This is a genomic window from Flavobacterium pisciphilum (genome assembly GCF_020905345.1).
Classification (GTDB): Bacteria; Bacteroidota; Bacteroidia; order Flavobacteriales; family Flavobacteriaceae; genus Flavobacterium; species Flavobacterium pisciphilum.
Genome location: NZ_JAJJMO010000001.1, coordinates 2,963,678 through 2,979,089, shown reverse-complemented (window position 1 = coordinate 2,979,089; position 15,412 = coordinate 2,963,678). Strand labels below are relative to the sequence as shown.

General features: G+C 29.9%; 14 protein-coding genes. 5 read left to right on the top strand and 9 right to left on the bottom strand.

All coding sequences use genetic code 11. From position 1 onward, the window contains the following. Positions 1-2: 2 nt before the first annotated feature. The 3 genes from porW to LNQ49_RS12520 all read right to left on the bottom strand — a co-directional run bounded on the left by porW (position 3) and on the right by LNQ49_RS12520 (position 4,971). Positions 3-2,570, bottom strand: a complete 2,568-nt coding sequence (porW, locus tag LNQ49_RS12530) for a type IX secretion system periplasmic lipoprotein PorW/SprE (protein WP_487313312.1) — start codon at positions 2,568-2,570, stop codon at positions 3-5. Positions 2,571-2,708: 138 nt separating this feature from the next. Continuing rightward, positions 2,709-3,404, bottom strand: coding sequence for an ABC transporter ATP-binding protein (locus tag LNQ49_RS12525; RefSeq protein WP_229989226.1), 696 nt, complete (start codon positions 3,402-3,404; stop codon positions 2,709-2,711). Positions 3,405-3,501: 97 nt separating this feature from the next. After that, positions 3,502-4,971, bottom strand: a complete 1,470-nt coding sequence (locus LNQ49_RS12520) for a DUF5687 family protein (RefSeq protein ID WP_229989225.1) — start codon at positions 4,969-4,971, stop codon at positions 3,502-3,504. Between the two features lie 125 nt (positions 4,972-5,096). Between LNQ49_RS12520 and LNQ49_RS12515 the strand changes: the two genes are divergently transcribed. Further along, a complete protein-coding gene (locus LNQ49_RS12515; protein WP_229989223.1) occupies positions 5,097-6,149 on the top strand; it encodes a ferredoxin--NADP reductase in 1,053 nt (350 codons plus the stop codon). 141 nt (positions 6,150-6,290) lie between these two features. Here LNQ49_RS12515 and LNQ49_RS12510 read toward each other — a convergent pair whose 3' ends face one another. Together LNQ49_RS12510 and LNQ49_RS12505 are read right to left on the bottom strand one after the other, a co-directional pair. After that, positions 6,291-7,298 carry a glycosyltransferase family 9 protein gene (locus tag LNQ49_RS12510; RefSeq protein WP_229989222.1) on the bottom strand — a complete coding sequence of 336 codons (1,008 nt, stop codon included), beginning with the start codon at positions 7,296-7,298 and terminating at the stop codon, positions 6,291-6,293. A 39-nt stretch (positions 7,299-7,337) separates the two neighbouring features. Then, positions 7,338-7,943, bottom strand: a complete 606-nt coding sequence (locus tag LNQ49_RS12505; RefSeq protein WP_229989221.1) for a DUF4254 domain-containing protein — start codon at positions 7,941-7,943, stop codon at positions 7,338-7,340. 112 nt (positions 7,944-8,055) lie between these two features. On the opposite strand from LNQ49_RS12505, the gene upp reads away from it, so the two are divergent. Next, a complete protein-coding gene (gene upp, locus LNQ49_RS12500) occupies positions 8,056-8,709 on the top strand; it encodes a uracil phosphoribosyltransferase (RefSeq protein ID WP_229989220.1) in 654 nt (217 codons plus the stop codon). Here the strand turns inward: upp and LNQ49_RS12495 are convergent. Next, positions 8,704-9,633 (bottom strand): DUF6427 family protein, encoded by a 930-nt coding sequence (locus LNQ49_RS12495; protein WP_229989218.1) that lies wholly within the window; start codon positions 9,631-9,633, stop codon positions 8,704-8,706. The genes upp and LNQ49_RS12495 overlap by 6 nt on opposite strands. Before the next feature lie 143 nt (positions 9,634-9,776). Here LNQ49_RS12495 and LNQ49_RS12490 point away from each other — a divergent pair, with 143 nt between their 5' ends. Continuing rightward, positions 9,777-10,007, top strand: coding sequence for a DUF6341 family protein (locus tag LNQ49_RS12490; protein WP_229989216.1), 231 nt, complete (start codon positions 9,777-9,779; stop codon positions 10,005-10,007). Here the strand turns inward: LNQ49_RS12490 and purD are convergent. Further along, the gene (purD, locus tag LNQ49_RS12485) at positions 9,999-11,273 is read right to left on the bottom strand and encodes a phosphoribosylamine--glycine ligase (protein WP_229989214.1); all 1,275 of its coding nucleotides are present in this window, start codon (positions 11,271-11,273) and stop codon (positions 9,999-10,001) included. The genes LNQ49_RS12490 and purD overlap by 9 nt on opposite strands. Positions 11,274-11,406: 133 nt before the next feature. Here purD and LNQ49_RS12480 point away from each other — a divergent pair, with 133 nt between their 5' ends. Then, positions 11,407-12,717, top strand: coding sequence for a phenylacetate--CoA ligase family protein (locus LNQ49_RS12480; RefSeq protein WP_229989212.1), 1,311 nt, complete (start codon positions 11,407-11,409; stop codon positions 12,715-12,717). Positions 12,718-12,756: 39 nt separating this feature from the next. Then, a complete protein-coding gene (locus LNQ49_RS12475) occupies positions 12,757-13,284 on the top strand; it encodes an ORF6N domain-containing protein (RefSeq protein WP_229989210.1) in 528 nt (175 codons plus the stop codon). A gap of 37 nt (positions 13,285-13,321) precedes the next feature. Here LNQ49_RS12475 and LNQ49_RS12470 read toward each other — a convergent pair whose 3' ends face one another. Both LNQ49_RS12470 and LNQ49_RS12465 read right to left on the bottom strand, forming a co-directional pair. Next, on the bottom strand, positions 13,322-14,086 hold the full coding sequence (locus LNQ49_RS12470; protein WP_229989208.1) for a glycosyltransferase family 2 protein: 765 nt from the start codon (positions 14,084-14,086) through the stop codon (positions 13,322-13,324). After that, positions 14,086-15,387, bottom strand: coding sequence for an exopolysaccharide biosynthesis polyprenyl glycosylphosphotransferase (locus LNQ49_RS12465; protein ID WP_346432470.1), 1,302 nt, complete (start codon positions 15,385-15,387; stop codon positions 14,086-14,088). The genes LNQ49_RS12470 and LNQ49_RS12465 overlap by 1 nt, the downstream gene beginning before the upstream one ends. Positions 15,388-15,412 lie beyond the last annotated feature (25 nt).

The following is a 15,412-nucleotide window of genomic DNA, read 5'->3' as shown; positions in this document are numbered from 1 at the left end:
GCTTAAGGGGTTTTAGGAGCTAAATAGGCTTCTAAATTTTTATTAATTTGTACTATACTATAATTGTCACTTGATATTATTACTGCTGGATATTCTACTAAATTATACTTTTTGTTTTCTTTTAATACTTTGGCAACATCATTTGCGTAAACTTCTGATTTTATACCATGAATCGTAACAAATGCTGAATCCAAATCGTATTTATCAAAAGAATAAGTTAGTTTTTGGAAGTTCTCATCAACTAAGAATTTTTTAATAATATCCTCAATTGTTTTTCTTGCTTTATCATCATGAATACCAACTTTATACAATATTTTCCAGTTTTTGTTATCTGTCGTTGTAAATACTCGTTTCTCCAAAAATGGAATCTGATTGATTAAAACATCCTGTGCTTTTTTACCTTCTTCACTATTAGGATAGTTCTCTGCTACATTTTCTATTGCTTTTTTATATGCAACTAATCCTTTGGCCTTTCCTAATGTATTGGCTTTTAAAAGTTCGAATTTAGATACTATTTCATCTCCAGAATATTGATTAATAAGATCATCAATATTATTTAAGACTTCGGCATAATTTTCTTCTTGGAATAGTTTATACCACTTTTGATATTCTTTCTCTGGCGCCTTAATTCCTGCCCCTTCATCTAAACCATTGTTATTTATGATTTGTGCATAGCGTGAATTTGGATAACGTGTCGTTATATCCATCTTCATCACAACTGCTTTTGCTGGATTTGTAATCTCATAAATTTTATAGAGATTATACATCGCCGGCAAAATCAATTTTTCCTCAGGATTATTCTTCAATAATTGCTCTAACTTATTGCTAGCCAATTCATATTCTTTAAATTTCTCTTTATATATAAGTCCTAATTGGTAATAAGAAAAATTTCGTTCCTGAGCAATACTATCTATTGCCGATTTGTCTTTAGGAAGCTGTTTTAAATAAAAATCTGTAGTGTATTTTTCGACTATTACATCTTCTTTTATTGAATCATTTGCAACATCAGCTGTCGATTTATCATCATCTGAATTTGAATTAGACTTATTAGATGGTAACCTCCAATTGCTATTTATATCTCTGTTCCCCCACAGTTTTTTGAACTGTAATTTTCCATAAGCTACTGTTGAAGGATTATAAAAATAAAAAACACTTGCTACTTCATTTCCTGTTGGTGGACTTGGAACTCCTGTTTTCTCAGGATTTCCTGGTAGAGCCCCTTTTGCAGTAATTGTTTCTAAACCTCCTCCGTTTGTGTTTCGCTCTATATTAGCAATTTTTTCTTTTTGTTTCTCTTCAAGAATTCGTTTTGCTTCATCAGCAGTTTTTAACTTGGCGATATAGTCTCCAAAATATTTTACTCTAGCTGAGTCTGAAAGACCAACAACATTTATAATACTATCATTGCGTTTTGCAATACCTTCATATTTTATTACATCATCTAAATTTTTTCGAGTTTTCTGGATATAGACATACTCTCTAGTTTTAGGGTCCATTTTTACCAAAGTACTATCATAATACTTTGCTGCCAATGTATAACTTGCTTTTTTAAAGTACATATTCCCAATATTACGATAGGTAGATGCTACTAAATATGGATCTTTGGATTTTCTTTTTAAAGAATAATTATAAAATTCTAATGCCGCTTTTTCATCTTTCTTTTTATCAAAAAAGACTCCCATCTCATAATATATTACATCTAAGAATGGTCTGTTTTCTCTATCGTCAACTAATTTATTGTATGTCTTGAGGAAAAGTTCACTATCCCCATTTTGATAATCAAATAACTGAGCTTTTTTGGCATAAGCGTGAATTACATACTTTCGCTCAGCTCTTCTGTTCATATCAATTACAGATTGATAAAAATAAAGGGCACTATCTCTCTTATTTGTTTCTTGATATAATTGTCCTAAAATAAAACGGTATCTAGATCTTTCAGGATTTCTTTTAGTAAACTCCTCTGCAATTTTAAGTTTTGTAATTGCACTATCTTTTTCTTCCAAATTAATAAAAGCTTCTGCTAATAAAGCATTTGCATTTGCATATACCTGTTCTTTTAATGCAACTCCTTTTATTAATTTATAGATGTTTTTTATAACCAACTCGTCATTACCTAAACGCATATTGGTTTTTTCACGCCAAATTCTTGCTGTATTGATATTGCTACTTGTTGGGTATTTGTATAAAATATAATTAAATGCTTCTAAAGCAGGTAAGAATCTCTGATCATAATAACGAGCCTGACCAAGCATTAAATATGCTTCGTCTATCTGACTGTTTTTTTCTCGTCCACCAATATTCATCGAATGTTTCTGGATGGCTTTGGTTGCTTTTGTCTCTGCAAGTTGAAAATCCGGATTTTTTGCTTTAGTTTCATCCGAATTACCTTCATCAATTTGCATCCTTTCAATAGGCAGTAATTTCCAAAAATTATCAGTATAATTAGCCTCTATAGCTTTCATACCTTTATCAAAACCCAGTTGTCCATTATACAAAATATTATACTTTGTACTTAAAGCATGAGAGTTTCTTGCCAAAAACGTGTCTCTTTTTGTAGAACAAGCTATCAAAAAGGAGATAAATAAGAACAGAAAAATGTATTTAAATCGATTGTTTTTCAATGGGAAACACTTTTAACATTTAACATCTAAAAAAGTTTTTTAGTATAATGACTGGTAAAAATACGCTTCTTTTTGAAATATTTATATTTAAACGGCAAAAAACGCCTCAAGCTCTTGAAGTGTTTCTCTTGAAGTTTGAATATCTTTTACAATTTCTCCCTTATTTAAAGCAACAATTCTATCACAAACTTCAACGGTATGTTGCAAATCATGGCTTGAAACCAATACTGTAACATTCGGATTATCTGCTAGTTCCTTGATTATTTTTTTCAATCGACTTACTGTTGTTGGATCTAAGTTGGCAAATGGTTCATCTAAAATAATTACTTCAGGGCTGCCAATAAGTGTCGCTATAATTCCTACTTTTTTCTGATTCCCTTTGGATAAATCTCGCAAATATTTTTTATTTTTTAGGATTTCACCATTAAAAAATTCTTCATGTTTTGATAATAATGCATCAACATCAGCTTTATTTTGATTGCGTAAATCTCCTACAAAATAAAAATACTCTTCAGGAGTTAAATATCCTATCAAGAAACTTTCATCCAAAAAAGATCCTGTAAAAGATTTCCATCCCTCATCATTATTTACTTGTATACTATTGTTAATTATATTTCCTGTAGATGGTTGAATTAAATCCAATAATAAACTAAAAAATGTAGTCTTCCCTGCTCCATTGTTTCCTACCAATCCAAAACTTTGCCCTTTTGGAATTTCAAGGTTTTCGATTTTTAAGACTGTTGTTGTATTATATGTTTTTGAAAGTTGGTTTACTTGTATCATAATAATTTTATGTTTTTGATTTTTTATTTGTCTATTTATCTAATTTTTGATTCAAAATAATTTTATAATTACCTCATTATGTAATTATTATAATTAATTATGCCTTTTGTTTATAGGCGCTTATCGTTTTATATTTCTCGATTTTATATCTTTTTTCGATTAATAAAAAAACCTTGTCTTTAAGTACAAAACCAATTATTCCAGCTAAGGCAACCAATGCTAATCCGATATTAGGATTTCCAAGTGAAAAACCAATCCAGTATAATCCCACTGGTAATAATAATTTAGGTAATGTAAGAAGCATTGCATTTACATTAAATGCTTTTTTATCTCCAAAAGCGCCACTGGTAGATGTTAAATCAATTGGAGTTTTGGTAAATGCACCTCCTAAAAGGACTAAATGTGAATTTACACCAATGTTATAAATTGCTCCAACAACAATAGTTAGATATACTTGCCATCCAAAATAAAGGTAAAACGAAGCTATTATCGTCGAAACAATAGTTGCAATAACTATTAACCACCATTTTGAGGTAATATATCCTTTATATGGAATGTTTTGTGTCATCATAAGTTGGTAATACGAACTATCCCAGCTTGGTACAAATTGTCCGAAAGTAAACAGGAAACCACCCGAAACAAAAATACCAGCAAAAATGTGCATAACTGGACTGTTGTAAGATTTGACGCCTCCAGAAAAAAATAAGAAACCATAAAATAAGAAAAGAACACTCATTATAATTGTCATCTTCGACCTTTTATTTCTCTTTATAAGTTTAATATCATTTTTAAGAAACGTTCCTAATGTCCCAAATTGATTAAGCCATGTTAGGTTTTCAGTTTTAGCAATATCATGTTTATTCGAAAGTCCTGCATCTAGATATAAATTACTTTTAAAATAGTTAAAAGTTACATAATATAACCCTATCAAAATTAAAACCGGAATAACAAAAAGTCCTTTTATTGTATATAATCCATTAAAAAACAAAACAGTATAATTTGTAATATCAAAAAATCCATAATATTGTAATCCCCCTAAAAGGGCTATTATTCCAAGAAAAAGGACAAACAATTTATCGATGTTACTTAATAAAATATTCAGATAGTTATTAATATAAATTAAAGCTATTATAGCTAAAAGCCAAAAGATTACACCCAAGATATCATATCCTTCTATTAATAAAACTATTGTAAAAGGAAGAAAAAAGAAAGCATGAACAATATTAAAAAATGATAAGGCTGTTTTACCAAGTGAAAAATGAACTATTGTTTTCTTTTGAATTCGCAATGTTAATAAAGGTCTTATATTAAGTACAGGGATCGCTTGCATTAAAAGTCTAATAGACAAATCGAACAAGAAATAATAAACTAAAAACTTATTTATAGTTAATAAAGGATCTAGATTCATCTTTTTAAGAACATAAAAAGCTCCTGCTCCTGCTGCTACGAAAATAAGTGAGAAATAAACTGCTAGAAAACCTATTATGATTTTCAATGCTACATTAGCACCAAAAGATGCCGACCTTGAAAAGGCTTTCCATTCGAGATAAATAAATTTTTTAATCATATTTTTTTGGTTTAGTCTGTAGAGTAAGTATGTAAATGTAGAAAACGTTACAAACAAAATAAAATATTACCGTTTAATACCAATCATTTAATAGCTGTTTGCTACTTTTGCAAAAAAATAATATCATGCCTTCATTCTTAAAACTAATAATAAAAGAAGTAAAACGTGAAACTGCAGCTGCGGTTTCGATACTTTTTAATGTTCCTGAAGAACTAAAATCAAACTATACTTTTATTGCAGGTCAATATATCAATTTACGATTAACATTAGATAACAAAGAACTTCGTCGTGCTTATTCTATTTGTTCTTCTCCAGAAAGTGGTGAACTACGCATTGCGGTAAAAGCGGTAAAAAATGGCGTCTTTTCTCAATTTGCAACTACAAAACTAAAAGCTGGAGATGTCCTTGAAGTAGGTAAACCAGAGGGTAAGTTTACATTTGAGCCTGAACCTGAAAGACAAAAAAACTATACAGCATTTGTTGCTGGAAGTGGAATAACTCCAGTACTTTCTATCTTAAAATCAGTTTTAAAAAGTGAGCCAAAAAGTTCATTTGTATTGGTTTATGGAAATAAAACTCCCGATGAAACAATTTTTTATCAAGAATTACACGATTTACAATTACAATATGTAGGTCGTTTCTTCGTACATTATGTTTTTAGTCAAGCTAAAGCAGAAAATGCATTGTTTGGCCGAATCGATAAATCAGCGGTGAATTATGTATTGAATAACAAGCACAAAGAATTAGAATTTGATAAATTCTTTTTGTGTGGTCCTGAAGAAATGATTAATACCGTTTCAGGAATTTTGAAAGAAAAAAATGTAAAAGAATCAGCTATTAAATTTGAGCTTTTTACTACTTCTACTCAAGAAAATAAAATTGATACTTCATTAGAAGGACATTCAAAAATTACTGTTCTTGTTGATGATGAAGAAGTTTCTTTTGAAATGTCTCAAAAACAAACCATACTTGATGCAGCTTTAAAACAAGGAATTGATGCTCCATATTCTTGCCAAGGCGGAATTTGCAGCAGCTGTCTTGCACGTGTAACCGCTGGAACTGCAGAGATGAGAAAAAACTCTATTTTAACTGATAAAGAAATTGCAGATGGATTAATTCTTACCTGTCAAGCACATCCTACATCAGAGACTATTTATGTAGATTACGACGACGTATAAGAAGTATTCAGTCACAGTTAGTTAACAGCTATAAAAAAAGAGTTTGCAATGCAAACTCTTTTTTTATATAACACAAACTGTAAACTGTAAACTGTAAACTGTAAACTGTAAACTGTAAACTGTAAACTGTAAACTGTAAACTTATAACAGAGATTGAATCTTATCTACTACTTGTTCAGGCAAAATAGTTCGCATTGCATCTTCATAACCAGGAACTATTTTATTTCCATACACTGATGTTGGCAATAAAGGAAATTTTATTCTATCAGATACTAATGCATTTTCAAACTTTTGATTAAAAGGTAAAAATCCTGCATACGGATGTGTAGCTCCCCAAAGTGTAATTACTTTAACTCCTAGCATAGCCGCAATATGGGCATTCCCAGAATCCATAGAAAGCATTACATCAAGATTACTAATTAGTTTTAGCTCTTGTTGAAACTTTATCCTTCCTGCTACATTTATTACATTTTTAAAAGGTTCAGAAAGCGATTCTAAAATTTCAACTTCTTTCTTTCCTCCACCAAAAAGTAAGATGGTATGATCTTTATTTTCAGCCAATTTTGCAATTACTTCCTGCATCAAATCTAAAGGATAAACTTTAGACTCATACTGTGCAAAAGGAGCAATACCAATTAATTTTTGATAATTTTCTCCTACCAAGTTTGTAATTTCTGCACTTAAAATTGCTTTTTTAGGAAACTCAGGGTTAGATAAATCCAATGGAAATCCTAGTTCTTCAAACACTTTTGCATGTCGTTCAAACATAGTTGGCAATTGCTTAAAGATTTTATTTTCTGTACGCATTAATGCCTTTTTTGCCTCTCTTGCTTTATCAACAAAAGCAGTCTTTTTACCGCCTAAAGCGAAAAAAGTACGAACAACTTTAGAACGTAAAACGTTATGTAAATCAGCAAAAGCATCAATATGTAGCTTTTTTAAATCTTTATATAAACGCACTAATCCAAGAAACCCTTTATGACGCTCTTTATCATCAAAAACAAAAAAAGTCAAGTTAGGAATTCCATCAAAAAATGGTTTGAAAAATGGGCGTGAAATAATGGTTAATTGAACCTCTGGATACTGTTTTACAAAAGCGCGTAAAACAGGAACCGTCATAGCGACATCTCCCATTGCGGAAAGTCTCATGACGGCTATATGCTTAATTTTATTGGACAATTCTGCCAATTATTTTTTATTTTGGTATAAAACAGGATTCAAATCATCATCATTGTACATTTTCATTTGTTTGTACACTTTCATGAATTTATCTCCATTTTCAATGTCAGTTAACAAATCGTCAATTGCAGTTGACAAATCACTTCTTTGTTCCAAAAGTACATTTAATTTCTCCTGACATTTATCTCTGTGTTCTTGTGAAGCCTCTGCACGAGTAGCTTCTTCATTCATATGATAAATTTTTAAAGCCAAAATAGATAATCTGTCAAATGCCCATGCTGGACTTTCAGAATTAATTTTAGCTCCATCTTTTACTTTTACATGGCTGTATTTTTGTAAAAAATAACTATCAATATATTCCACCATATCAGTACGCTCTTGATTAGAAGCATCAATTCTTCTTTTTAGAGTAAGTGCTGCTACTGGGTCGATATTCGGATCACGAATAATATCTTCAAAATGCCATTGTACGGTATCTATCCAGTTTTTTAGATATAATAAATGTTCAAATTTATCTTTTGGATATGGATTGTTTATTGGCTGATCAACATTATCAAATTTATGATAATCTTTGATGCTTTGTTCGAATACAGAATATGCTAATTTTGAAAACATGTCTTTAATTTTTATAGATACAAAGATACTTTTTATACTTTTATAAAAAAATATCAAATCATAAATCTATATATCACAAATCAGATTTAAAAATAAATTAAAAAATACCATCATGCAGATTCATTATTTATCCGAAAACAATAGCGTATTAAACCATTTTTTAGGTCAAATACGAAATATAAAAGTTCAAAACGACAGTATGCGTTTTCGAAGAAATATTGAGCGAATTGGTGAGATTATGGCATACGAGATAAGTAAAGATCTATCTTATAAAAATGTCGAAATCGAAACACCACTTGGTATTAAAAGTACAACTGAAATTGATGATAAACTTATCTTGTGTTCTATTTTACGTGCAGGTTTACCATTACATATTGGTTTTTTAAATTACTTTGATGAAGCCGAAAATGGTTTTGTTTCAGCATGCAGGCATCATCCAAACAATGATGATGAATTTGTTATTTTGGTTGAATACCAAGCCTTATCTAGCATCAATAATAAAACCGTTTTATTAATTGATCCTATGCTTGCAACAGGGCAATCTATCGTAGCTGTATATCAAAAACTAATACAAAATGGTGCCCCTAAAGAAATGCACCTAGCTGTTGTAATTGCTGCCCCTGAAGGTGTTGCTTATCTAGAAAAACATCTTCCAGATTCTTGCCATTTATGGATTGCTGCTTTGGATAGCAACTTAAATGAGAAAAATTATATTGTTCCTGGATTAGGTGATGCTGGCGACTTAGCGTATGGAAATAAGCTATAATTGAGAGAAAAAAGTAAAAAGGCTACACAAAATTAAAACTCCAAAAACAATTTCATTGTTTAGTTTATTTTGTGAAAACTCAATATGACTTGTTCCCATAATGGCCAAAGGTGCAACCGTAAACAACAACAAATCATTACTTTTATTAGGAGATATTAAAAACACAATAACTCCTATAAAAAAATAGGCTACAATTTTCTTATAAGAAGAATGTAGTAATAATGGTCTATTTGATAATGTCAACAATAATGAAACTACAAAGAATAAAGCAACTGCTACATATATAGATAAAGCTCCATTTTGGTAATTATTGGTAAAATAATTAATTCTAAAATCTACAACTATGCGGTTCTGGAAAAATGTGATTATATCAATATTAAACAATAAAGCTACTAATGAAAAAAGTGTAGCTATAGTAAAAAGGGCTATAAATGGTAAAATCCAGTTTCTATAATCCCCTGCAACGTGAAAAATAATTGATATAAATACCAATAACATAAACAAAATACTCCAAAATTGGAACAATGAAGCTAGTAGTATCCATAATGAGGCATCGAATATTTTTTCTTTTGAAGCTTTTAGAGACTGCAATGATAGCAATCTACGAAGCGCCAATAGAACAAAAAAGTTGGCTAACAAAATATCCGGGTTATTAAGCGCTGACGGGAAAAATAATGTTAGTAATAAATAAAAAAATATCGTGTAACCATTGTCTTTGCTAAGTCCGTTTTTCTTGACCACAAAATTTGTTATCAACATTGACCCTAAAGCAACAATCAATAAACTTATTTTTTCTGAAATAGATATAAGTGATTTTGCCCAAGAAATATCTTGAAATTGATAGATGAAAAAGAAAACCAGCATTAAAATTACAACCAAAGAATAATTTAATGGTGTAGATTTTTTAAAAACACTTGTTATCATAAGGATATTTTATACTTTTGTGACTGTAAATATAATACTTGTTTAAAAAGGAAACCAACAACTTGAAATAAAGATTCTGAATATCGGGGTTTATAACTTCAATGCGTTACAAAACAATAAATAACAAAATAATTTTATAAATTATGACAACTTTTTTTGAAGGAATACAGTACTTATTCGTAAACATTTTATTTGCTCCACTTGATTTTTTACGTTCATTAGAACTTGTATCATGGTTTGGCGCTAATACAATTAACTGGATTTTCATGATCATTTGTGCTGCTGCAATGGTATATTGGATCAAACAATTACGCATTTTTGATGCTCAAGGAACAGAAAATCAAGATACAACGGCTCACTCTTTCTTAAAGTAAGTCAAAGCCGATATCTTTTCTAAAATACATCTTATCAAAATTTAGCTTGTCTATGTTTTGATAAGATTTTTTTATGGCCTCTTGGAAATCGTCTCCATATGAAGTTACTGCTAAAACTCTTCCTCCATTACTTAGGATATTATCATTGTCTAGCTTTGTACCTGCATGGAAAACAATAGAATCTGAAATATTCTCTAATCCAGAAATTACTTTTCCTTTTTCAAAATCTTCTGGGTAACCTCCCGAAACAACCATAATTGTTGTAGCGCTTCTTGGATCAACCTCTAAAGAAATAGTGTCTAATTTTTCATTAGCAACAGCCAAAAACAATTCTACTAAATCTGTTTTTAATCTTGGAACTACAACTTCAGTTTCTGGATCACCCATTCTCACATTGTATTCTATTACGATTGGTTCATTTTTTACGTTTATCAATCCAATAAATACAAAACCTTTGTATTCTATACCATCTTTTTGGAAACCTTCGATTGTTGGTTTTACAATGCGTGTTTCTATTTTTTCCATTAAAACAGCATCAACATAAGGAACTGGAGAAACTGCTCCCATTCCGCCTGTATTTAACCCTGTATCGCCTTCTCCAATACGTTTGTAATCTTTAGCAGTTGGCAGAATTTTATAACTCTTACCATCTGTTAATACAAAACAACTTAATTCAATACCATCTAAGAATTCTTCAATTACAACCTTTGAACTCGCTGCACCAAATTTTTCATGCACAAGCATGTTTCTCAATTCAGCTTTTGCTTCTTCTAAATCTTGAATAATCAAAACTCCTTTACCAGCTGCCAAACCATCTGCTTTTAAAACATATGGAGGTTGTAATGTTTCTAGAAAATCACATCCTTTTTCTACTGTTTCAGCAGTAAAACTATCATAAGCTGCTGTTGGAATATTATGTTTCATCAAGAATTCTTTAGCAAACTCTTTACTTCCTTCAAGTTGAGCCCCTAATTTTGATGGTCCAATAACCGGAATATGTTTTAAACTTTCGTCATTTTTAAAATAATCGTAAATCCCTTTTACCAATGGATCTTCTGGTCCAACGACAACCATACCTATATTTTCTTGAAGTACCAACGTTTTTATAGCTTCAAAATCAGTCGGACTAATATTTACATTGTGAGCAATACCAGCTGTTCCGGCATTTCCTGGTGCCACAAAAAGTTTATCGCATAGCGGACTTTGAATCATTTTCCATGCAAACGCATGCTCTCTTCCTCCTGAACCCAATAGTAAAATTGTCATTGTATAGTTGTATTTAGTTGTGGTGCAAAAATAATTGCTTTTAACCTTAAAACAGAATTAATTTTTAAAAAGTTGTTGGTTCATGATTTTTAGTTGTTAGTAAGTATTATTTTTGAGGAAATTTATGCTCCAAATGCTTCGACTTTTTGATATTTCCCTTCTTATAAATGGATTTCCAATCAAGGAAGCAAAAGCCGAGTTGCATAAAATTATTAGCCTTTCTGAAAAAGATCATATCCAATTCATTGAAGATAAAAAAGAAGAAATCGTTGCTTTTCATTTGCAAAATAATTCTTTTTATGCTTCGTTAGCTGATTCTGTAAATGTCAAAAACTGGAATGATTTACCTGTTTTAAACAAACAAAATTTACAAAAACCACTTTCCGAAAGACTTTCAAAAGGATACACCACCAAAAACATTTATCTCAACAAGACCTCTGGATCAAGTGGAACCCCTTTTATTTTTGCAAAAGATAAATATTGCCATGCTTTAACTTGGGCTTCAAATAGTATGCGTTTTGGTTGGTATGGAATCGATTTTAATACTTCTTATCAAGCTCGATTTTATGGTATTCCAATGGATTTTATTGGGAATAGAAAGGAAAGGTTTAAAGATTTTTTAAGCAACCGTTTGCGTTTTCCTGTTTTTAATTTATCTGATGTTGTTTTAGAAAAGTTTTTGCAGAAATTTAGAACGAAGAAATTTGATTACCTCAACGGTTATACAAGTTCGATTGTTTTATTTGCTAAGTTTTTAGAAAAGAAAAATATCATCTTAAAAAATACCTGTCCGACCTTAAAAGCTTGTTTTGTCACTTCCGAAATGCTTTTTGAATCTGATAAAGAACTCTTAAAAAAACAATTTGGGATTCCGATTATTAATGAATATGGTGCGTCTGAACTTGATTTAATAGCTTTCGAAAACCCGAAAGGAGAATGGCAAATAAATTCTGAAACACTTTTTGTCGAAATTTTGAATAAAGACAATCAGCCTGTTCCTAATGGAACTGAAGGCAAAATTGTAATTACTTCATTGTTCAACAAAGCACATCCTTTTATTCGATACGACATTGGCGATATTGGAGTTCTAGATGAAAAAAGTACTTTACAAAAACCTATTCTTAAAAAACTCATTGGCAGAACCAATGATATTGCAATTTTACCAAGTGGTAAAAAATCGCCTGGATTAACATTTTATTACATAACTAAAAGTATTATTGAGGACGATGGAAATGTAAAAGAATTTATCATCAAACAAACTCAATTAGATACTTTTTACATTGAATATGTAAGTGATATTGAGTTAGATAAAAATAAGATTCAAAAAATTAAAGAAGCTATTTCTTTGTATTTAGAACCTAATTTAAACTTTCATTTCACTCAAAAAACTAGTCTTGAAAGAACCAATCGTGGAAAGTTAAAACAATTTAAATCTTATCTGTAATATAAATAAAATCTTACATTTGTTTTTAATTAAAAACTTATGATTGATCAATCTTTACTTTCAGAAGAAAATATTACTACCAAAATATACTTAATTCGCAATCAAAAAGTAATGCTTGATCGCGATTTAGCTTTACTTTATGGTATCGAAACAAGGGTTTTAAAACAAGCAGTAAGAAGAAATATCTCAAGATTTCCTGAAGATTTTATGTTTGAGCTCAATAAATCAGAGTTTAAAAATTGGAGGTCACAAATTGTGACCTCCAATTCTGACAAAATGGGTTTACGTCATAGTCCAATGGCATTTACGGAACATGGAGTTCTTATGTTATCAAGCGTTCTTAAGAGTGATAAAGCAATTCAAACGAATATTCAGATCATGCGTATTTTTACAAAGGTCAGAGAAATGCTTTTGGATACTACAGAAATAAAAATAGACATTCTTCAAATTCAAAAGAAGTTAGAAAATCATGATAAAAATATAGAATTGGTTTTCTCTTATTTAGATGAACTAACAGAGAAAAAAGAAACTGCTACTGAGAGAATAAAAATTGGGTACAAAAAATAATTTCTTAAAGATTTTAAATATTCAACTCCTGCTATTATTATAATTTCTTTATATAACGAGGCTTTACAACCAATTGTGTAAACAGAAAACGAGTCATCAACAAAATTGAAAATACAAAATTATAACCGTGAAATTCTCTGTAAACACCAAAGTTGTGTTTTATTAATTTGAATTTGGACGATGAAATTGAATCTTTTCTAATTCTATAAAAAGCTAAAGGTTCTTGAACAGGTTGAGCTGTTTTGATTTGTTTTAAAATCGTAAGCCACAATCTCCAATCTTGTCTTTTTTGAGTGGCTTCAATTTTAATTTTTCCGAAAAATTCTACATCATAGATTGCCGTTAAATTACCCACATAATTACAATAAAATAGTTGATTGTAACTTAAACTTAATGGCGCTTCTACCCTTCTATTAAGATTGTTTCCTTGTTCATCAATACAATCATAAAAACTAAAAGTAAATGGTAATTTATGGCTTTGTAGAAAGCTGATTTGTTTTTCTAATTTTAAAGGAGCCCATAAATCATCTGCATCAAGAAATGCAATGTATCTACCACTTGCATTTTGTAAAGCGATATTTCTTGCAAAGCCATTGCCTGAATTATTTTCTAATCGCGTTAGTTTTATACGATTATCATCTTGAGTAAATTCTTTTATTATGGCTACTGTATTATCTATGGAAGCATCATCAACCAAGATAATTTCCCAATTGGAATAACTCTGATTCAATACAGACTGTAACGTTTTACCAATGAATTTTTCACAATTGTACGTAGGAATTATAATAGAAACTAAATCCATTAATATGCTTTATCATCGCCTTTTAACGTATTGCGAATTGTATCAAAAATTATTTTTACATCTAGCAAAATAGACCAGTTTTCCATATAAAAAATATCATATTTAACTCGATTGATAATATCTTTATCTGATTCTACTTCACCGCGGAAACCGCTTGTTTGAGCTAATCCTGTAATGCCTGGTTTGACAAAATGCCGTACCATAAATTTATTTATTTTAAGGGCATAAACTTCTGTTACACTCAACATATGAGGTCTTGGCCCTACAACTGACATATTACCCTTTAAAACGTTGAAAAACTGTGGTAGTTCATCTATACTCGTTTTACGAATAAACGTCCCTATTTTAGTAATTCTTTCATCATTTTTAGAAGCCAAATTTAAATGTGCTTCATCATTTAATCTCATGGAGCGAAACTTATAACAATAAAACTCTTTATTATTTAGCCCATTCCTCTTTTGTTTAAAAAAAATAGGCCCTTTTGTTTCTAATTTTATTAGAACTCCTAAAATTGGTGTTAACCATGAAAGTATTCCAACTATAATTATACTAGAAAAAACAACATCAAAAACCCGCTTAACGGCTTTATTAAAATTATCATCTAATCGAATATTCCTTAACTTAAGAACAGGTATATAATCATAATATTCAAACATGAAATTTCTAAAAAATACTTGTTTATCATCTGGAATAAATTTTATAGTTTTCAAATTGTTATCCGCAAAATAAATAAGATCCCTCATTTGTTGCTGTGATAAATCAACCATAGAACAATACATTTCATCAATTTTATTTAATAAAACAAAATCGAGCATTTGCTTAATTTGACATTTTTTATCACTTCCAATATCAAATATATGTATCAACTTATAGCCATAATCTAAATTATCCGTGAAAAAATTTTGTAATGGAGCAACACTTTTGTTATTCCCCATTAGTACAACTCGTCTAGAGTTACCTCCGTATAGTACTCTGAATTTTTTTAGGAAAAAATAAATAGAAAACTTAATGGCTAATATTACCAAAAAAGAGCTGCTAATAAATACAACTACAGAAAGTAAACTTATTCTTTTTGAATAAAAAAAAGCCAATGCAAAAACAACTAAACTGAACAAAACATATTGCTTAAGAGCACAATTTAAAATTGCAATTACTTTAGTATATCGATATACCTCATAAAAACCTAAATGGGCAGCAATAGCTATCCAAGCAAAGCACAAAGCTATAGGAAATACAATTTTATTAACAGGAAAATCAATTATGTAAACCGCAAATACATTGATGATAATTAAATCTATCAAATATGAGAAAGGCCGAATATAACCT

Bases quoted from the DNA above. Each gene is read 5' to 3' on its own strand.
- LNQ49_RS12525 (WP_229989226.1), bottom strand. From the start codon at position 3,404: ATGATACAAGTAAACCAACTTTCAAAAACATATAATACAACAACAGTC.
- LNQ49_RS12520 (WP_229989225.1), bottom strand. From the start codon at position 4,971: ATGATTAAAAAATTTATTTATCTCGAATGGAAAGCCTTTTCAAGGTCG.
- LNQ49_RS12515 (WP_229989223.1), top strand. From the start codon at position 5,097: ATGCCTTCATTCTTAAAACTAATAATAAAAGAAGTAAAACGTGAAACT.
- LNQ49_RS12510 (WP_229989222.1), bottom strand. From the start codon at position 7,298: ATGAGACTTTCCGCAATGGGAGATGTCGCTATGACGGTTCCTGTTTTA.
- LNQ49_RS12505 (WP_229989221.1), bottom strand. From the start codon at position 7,943: ATGTTTTCAAAATTAGCATATTCTGTATTCGAACAAAGCATCAAAGAT.
- upp (WP_229989220.1), top strand. From the start codon at position 8,056: ATGCAGATTCATTATTTATCCGAAAACAATAGCGTATTAAACCATTTT.
- LNQ49_RS12495 (WP_229989218.1), bottom strand. From the start codon at position 9,633: ATGATAACAAGTGTTTTTAAAAAATCTACACCATTAAATTATTCTTTG.
- LNQ49_RS12490 (WP_229989216.1), top strand. From the start codon at position 9,777: ATGACAACTTTTTTTGAAGGAATACAGTACTTATTCGTAAACATTTTA.
- purD (WP_229989214.1), bottom strand. From the start codon at position 11,273: ATGACAATTTTACTATTGGGTTCAGGAGGAAGAGAGCATGCGTTTGCA.
- LNQ49_RS12480 (WP_229989212.1), top strand. From the start codon at position 11,407: ATGCTTCGACTTTTTGATATTTCCCTTCTTATAAATGGATTTCCAATC.
- LNQ49_RS12475 (WP_229989210.1), top strand. From the start codon at position 12,757: ATGATTGATCAATCTTTACTTTCAGAAGAAAATATTACTACCAAAATA.
- LNQ49_RS12470 (WP_229989208.1), bottom strand. From the start codon at position 14,086: ATGGATTTAGTTTCTATTATAATTCCTACGTACAATTGTGAAAAATTC.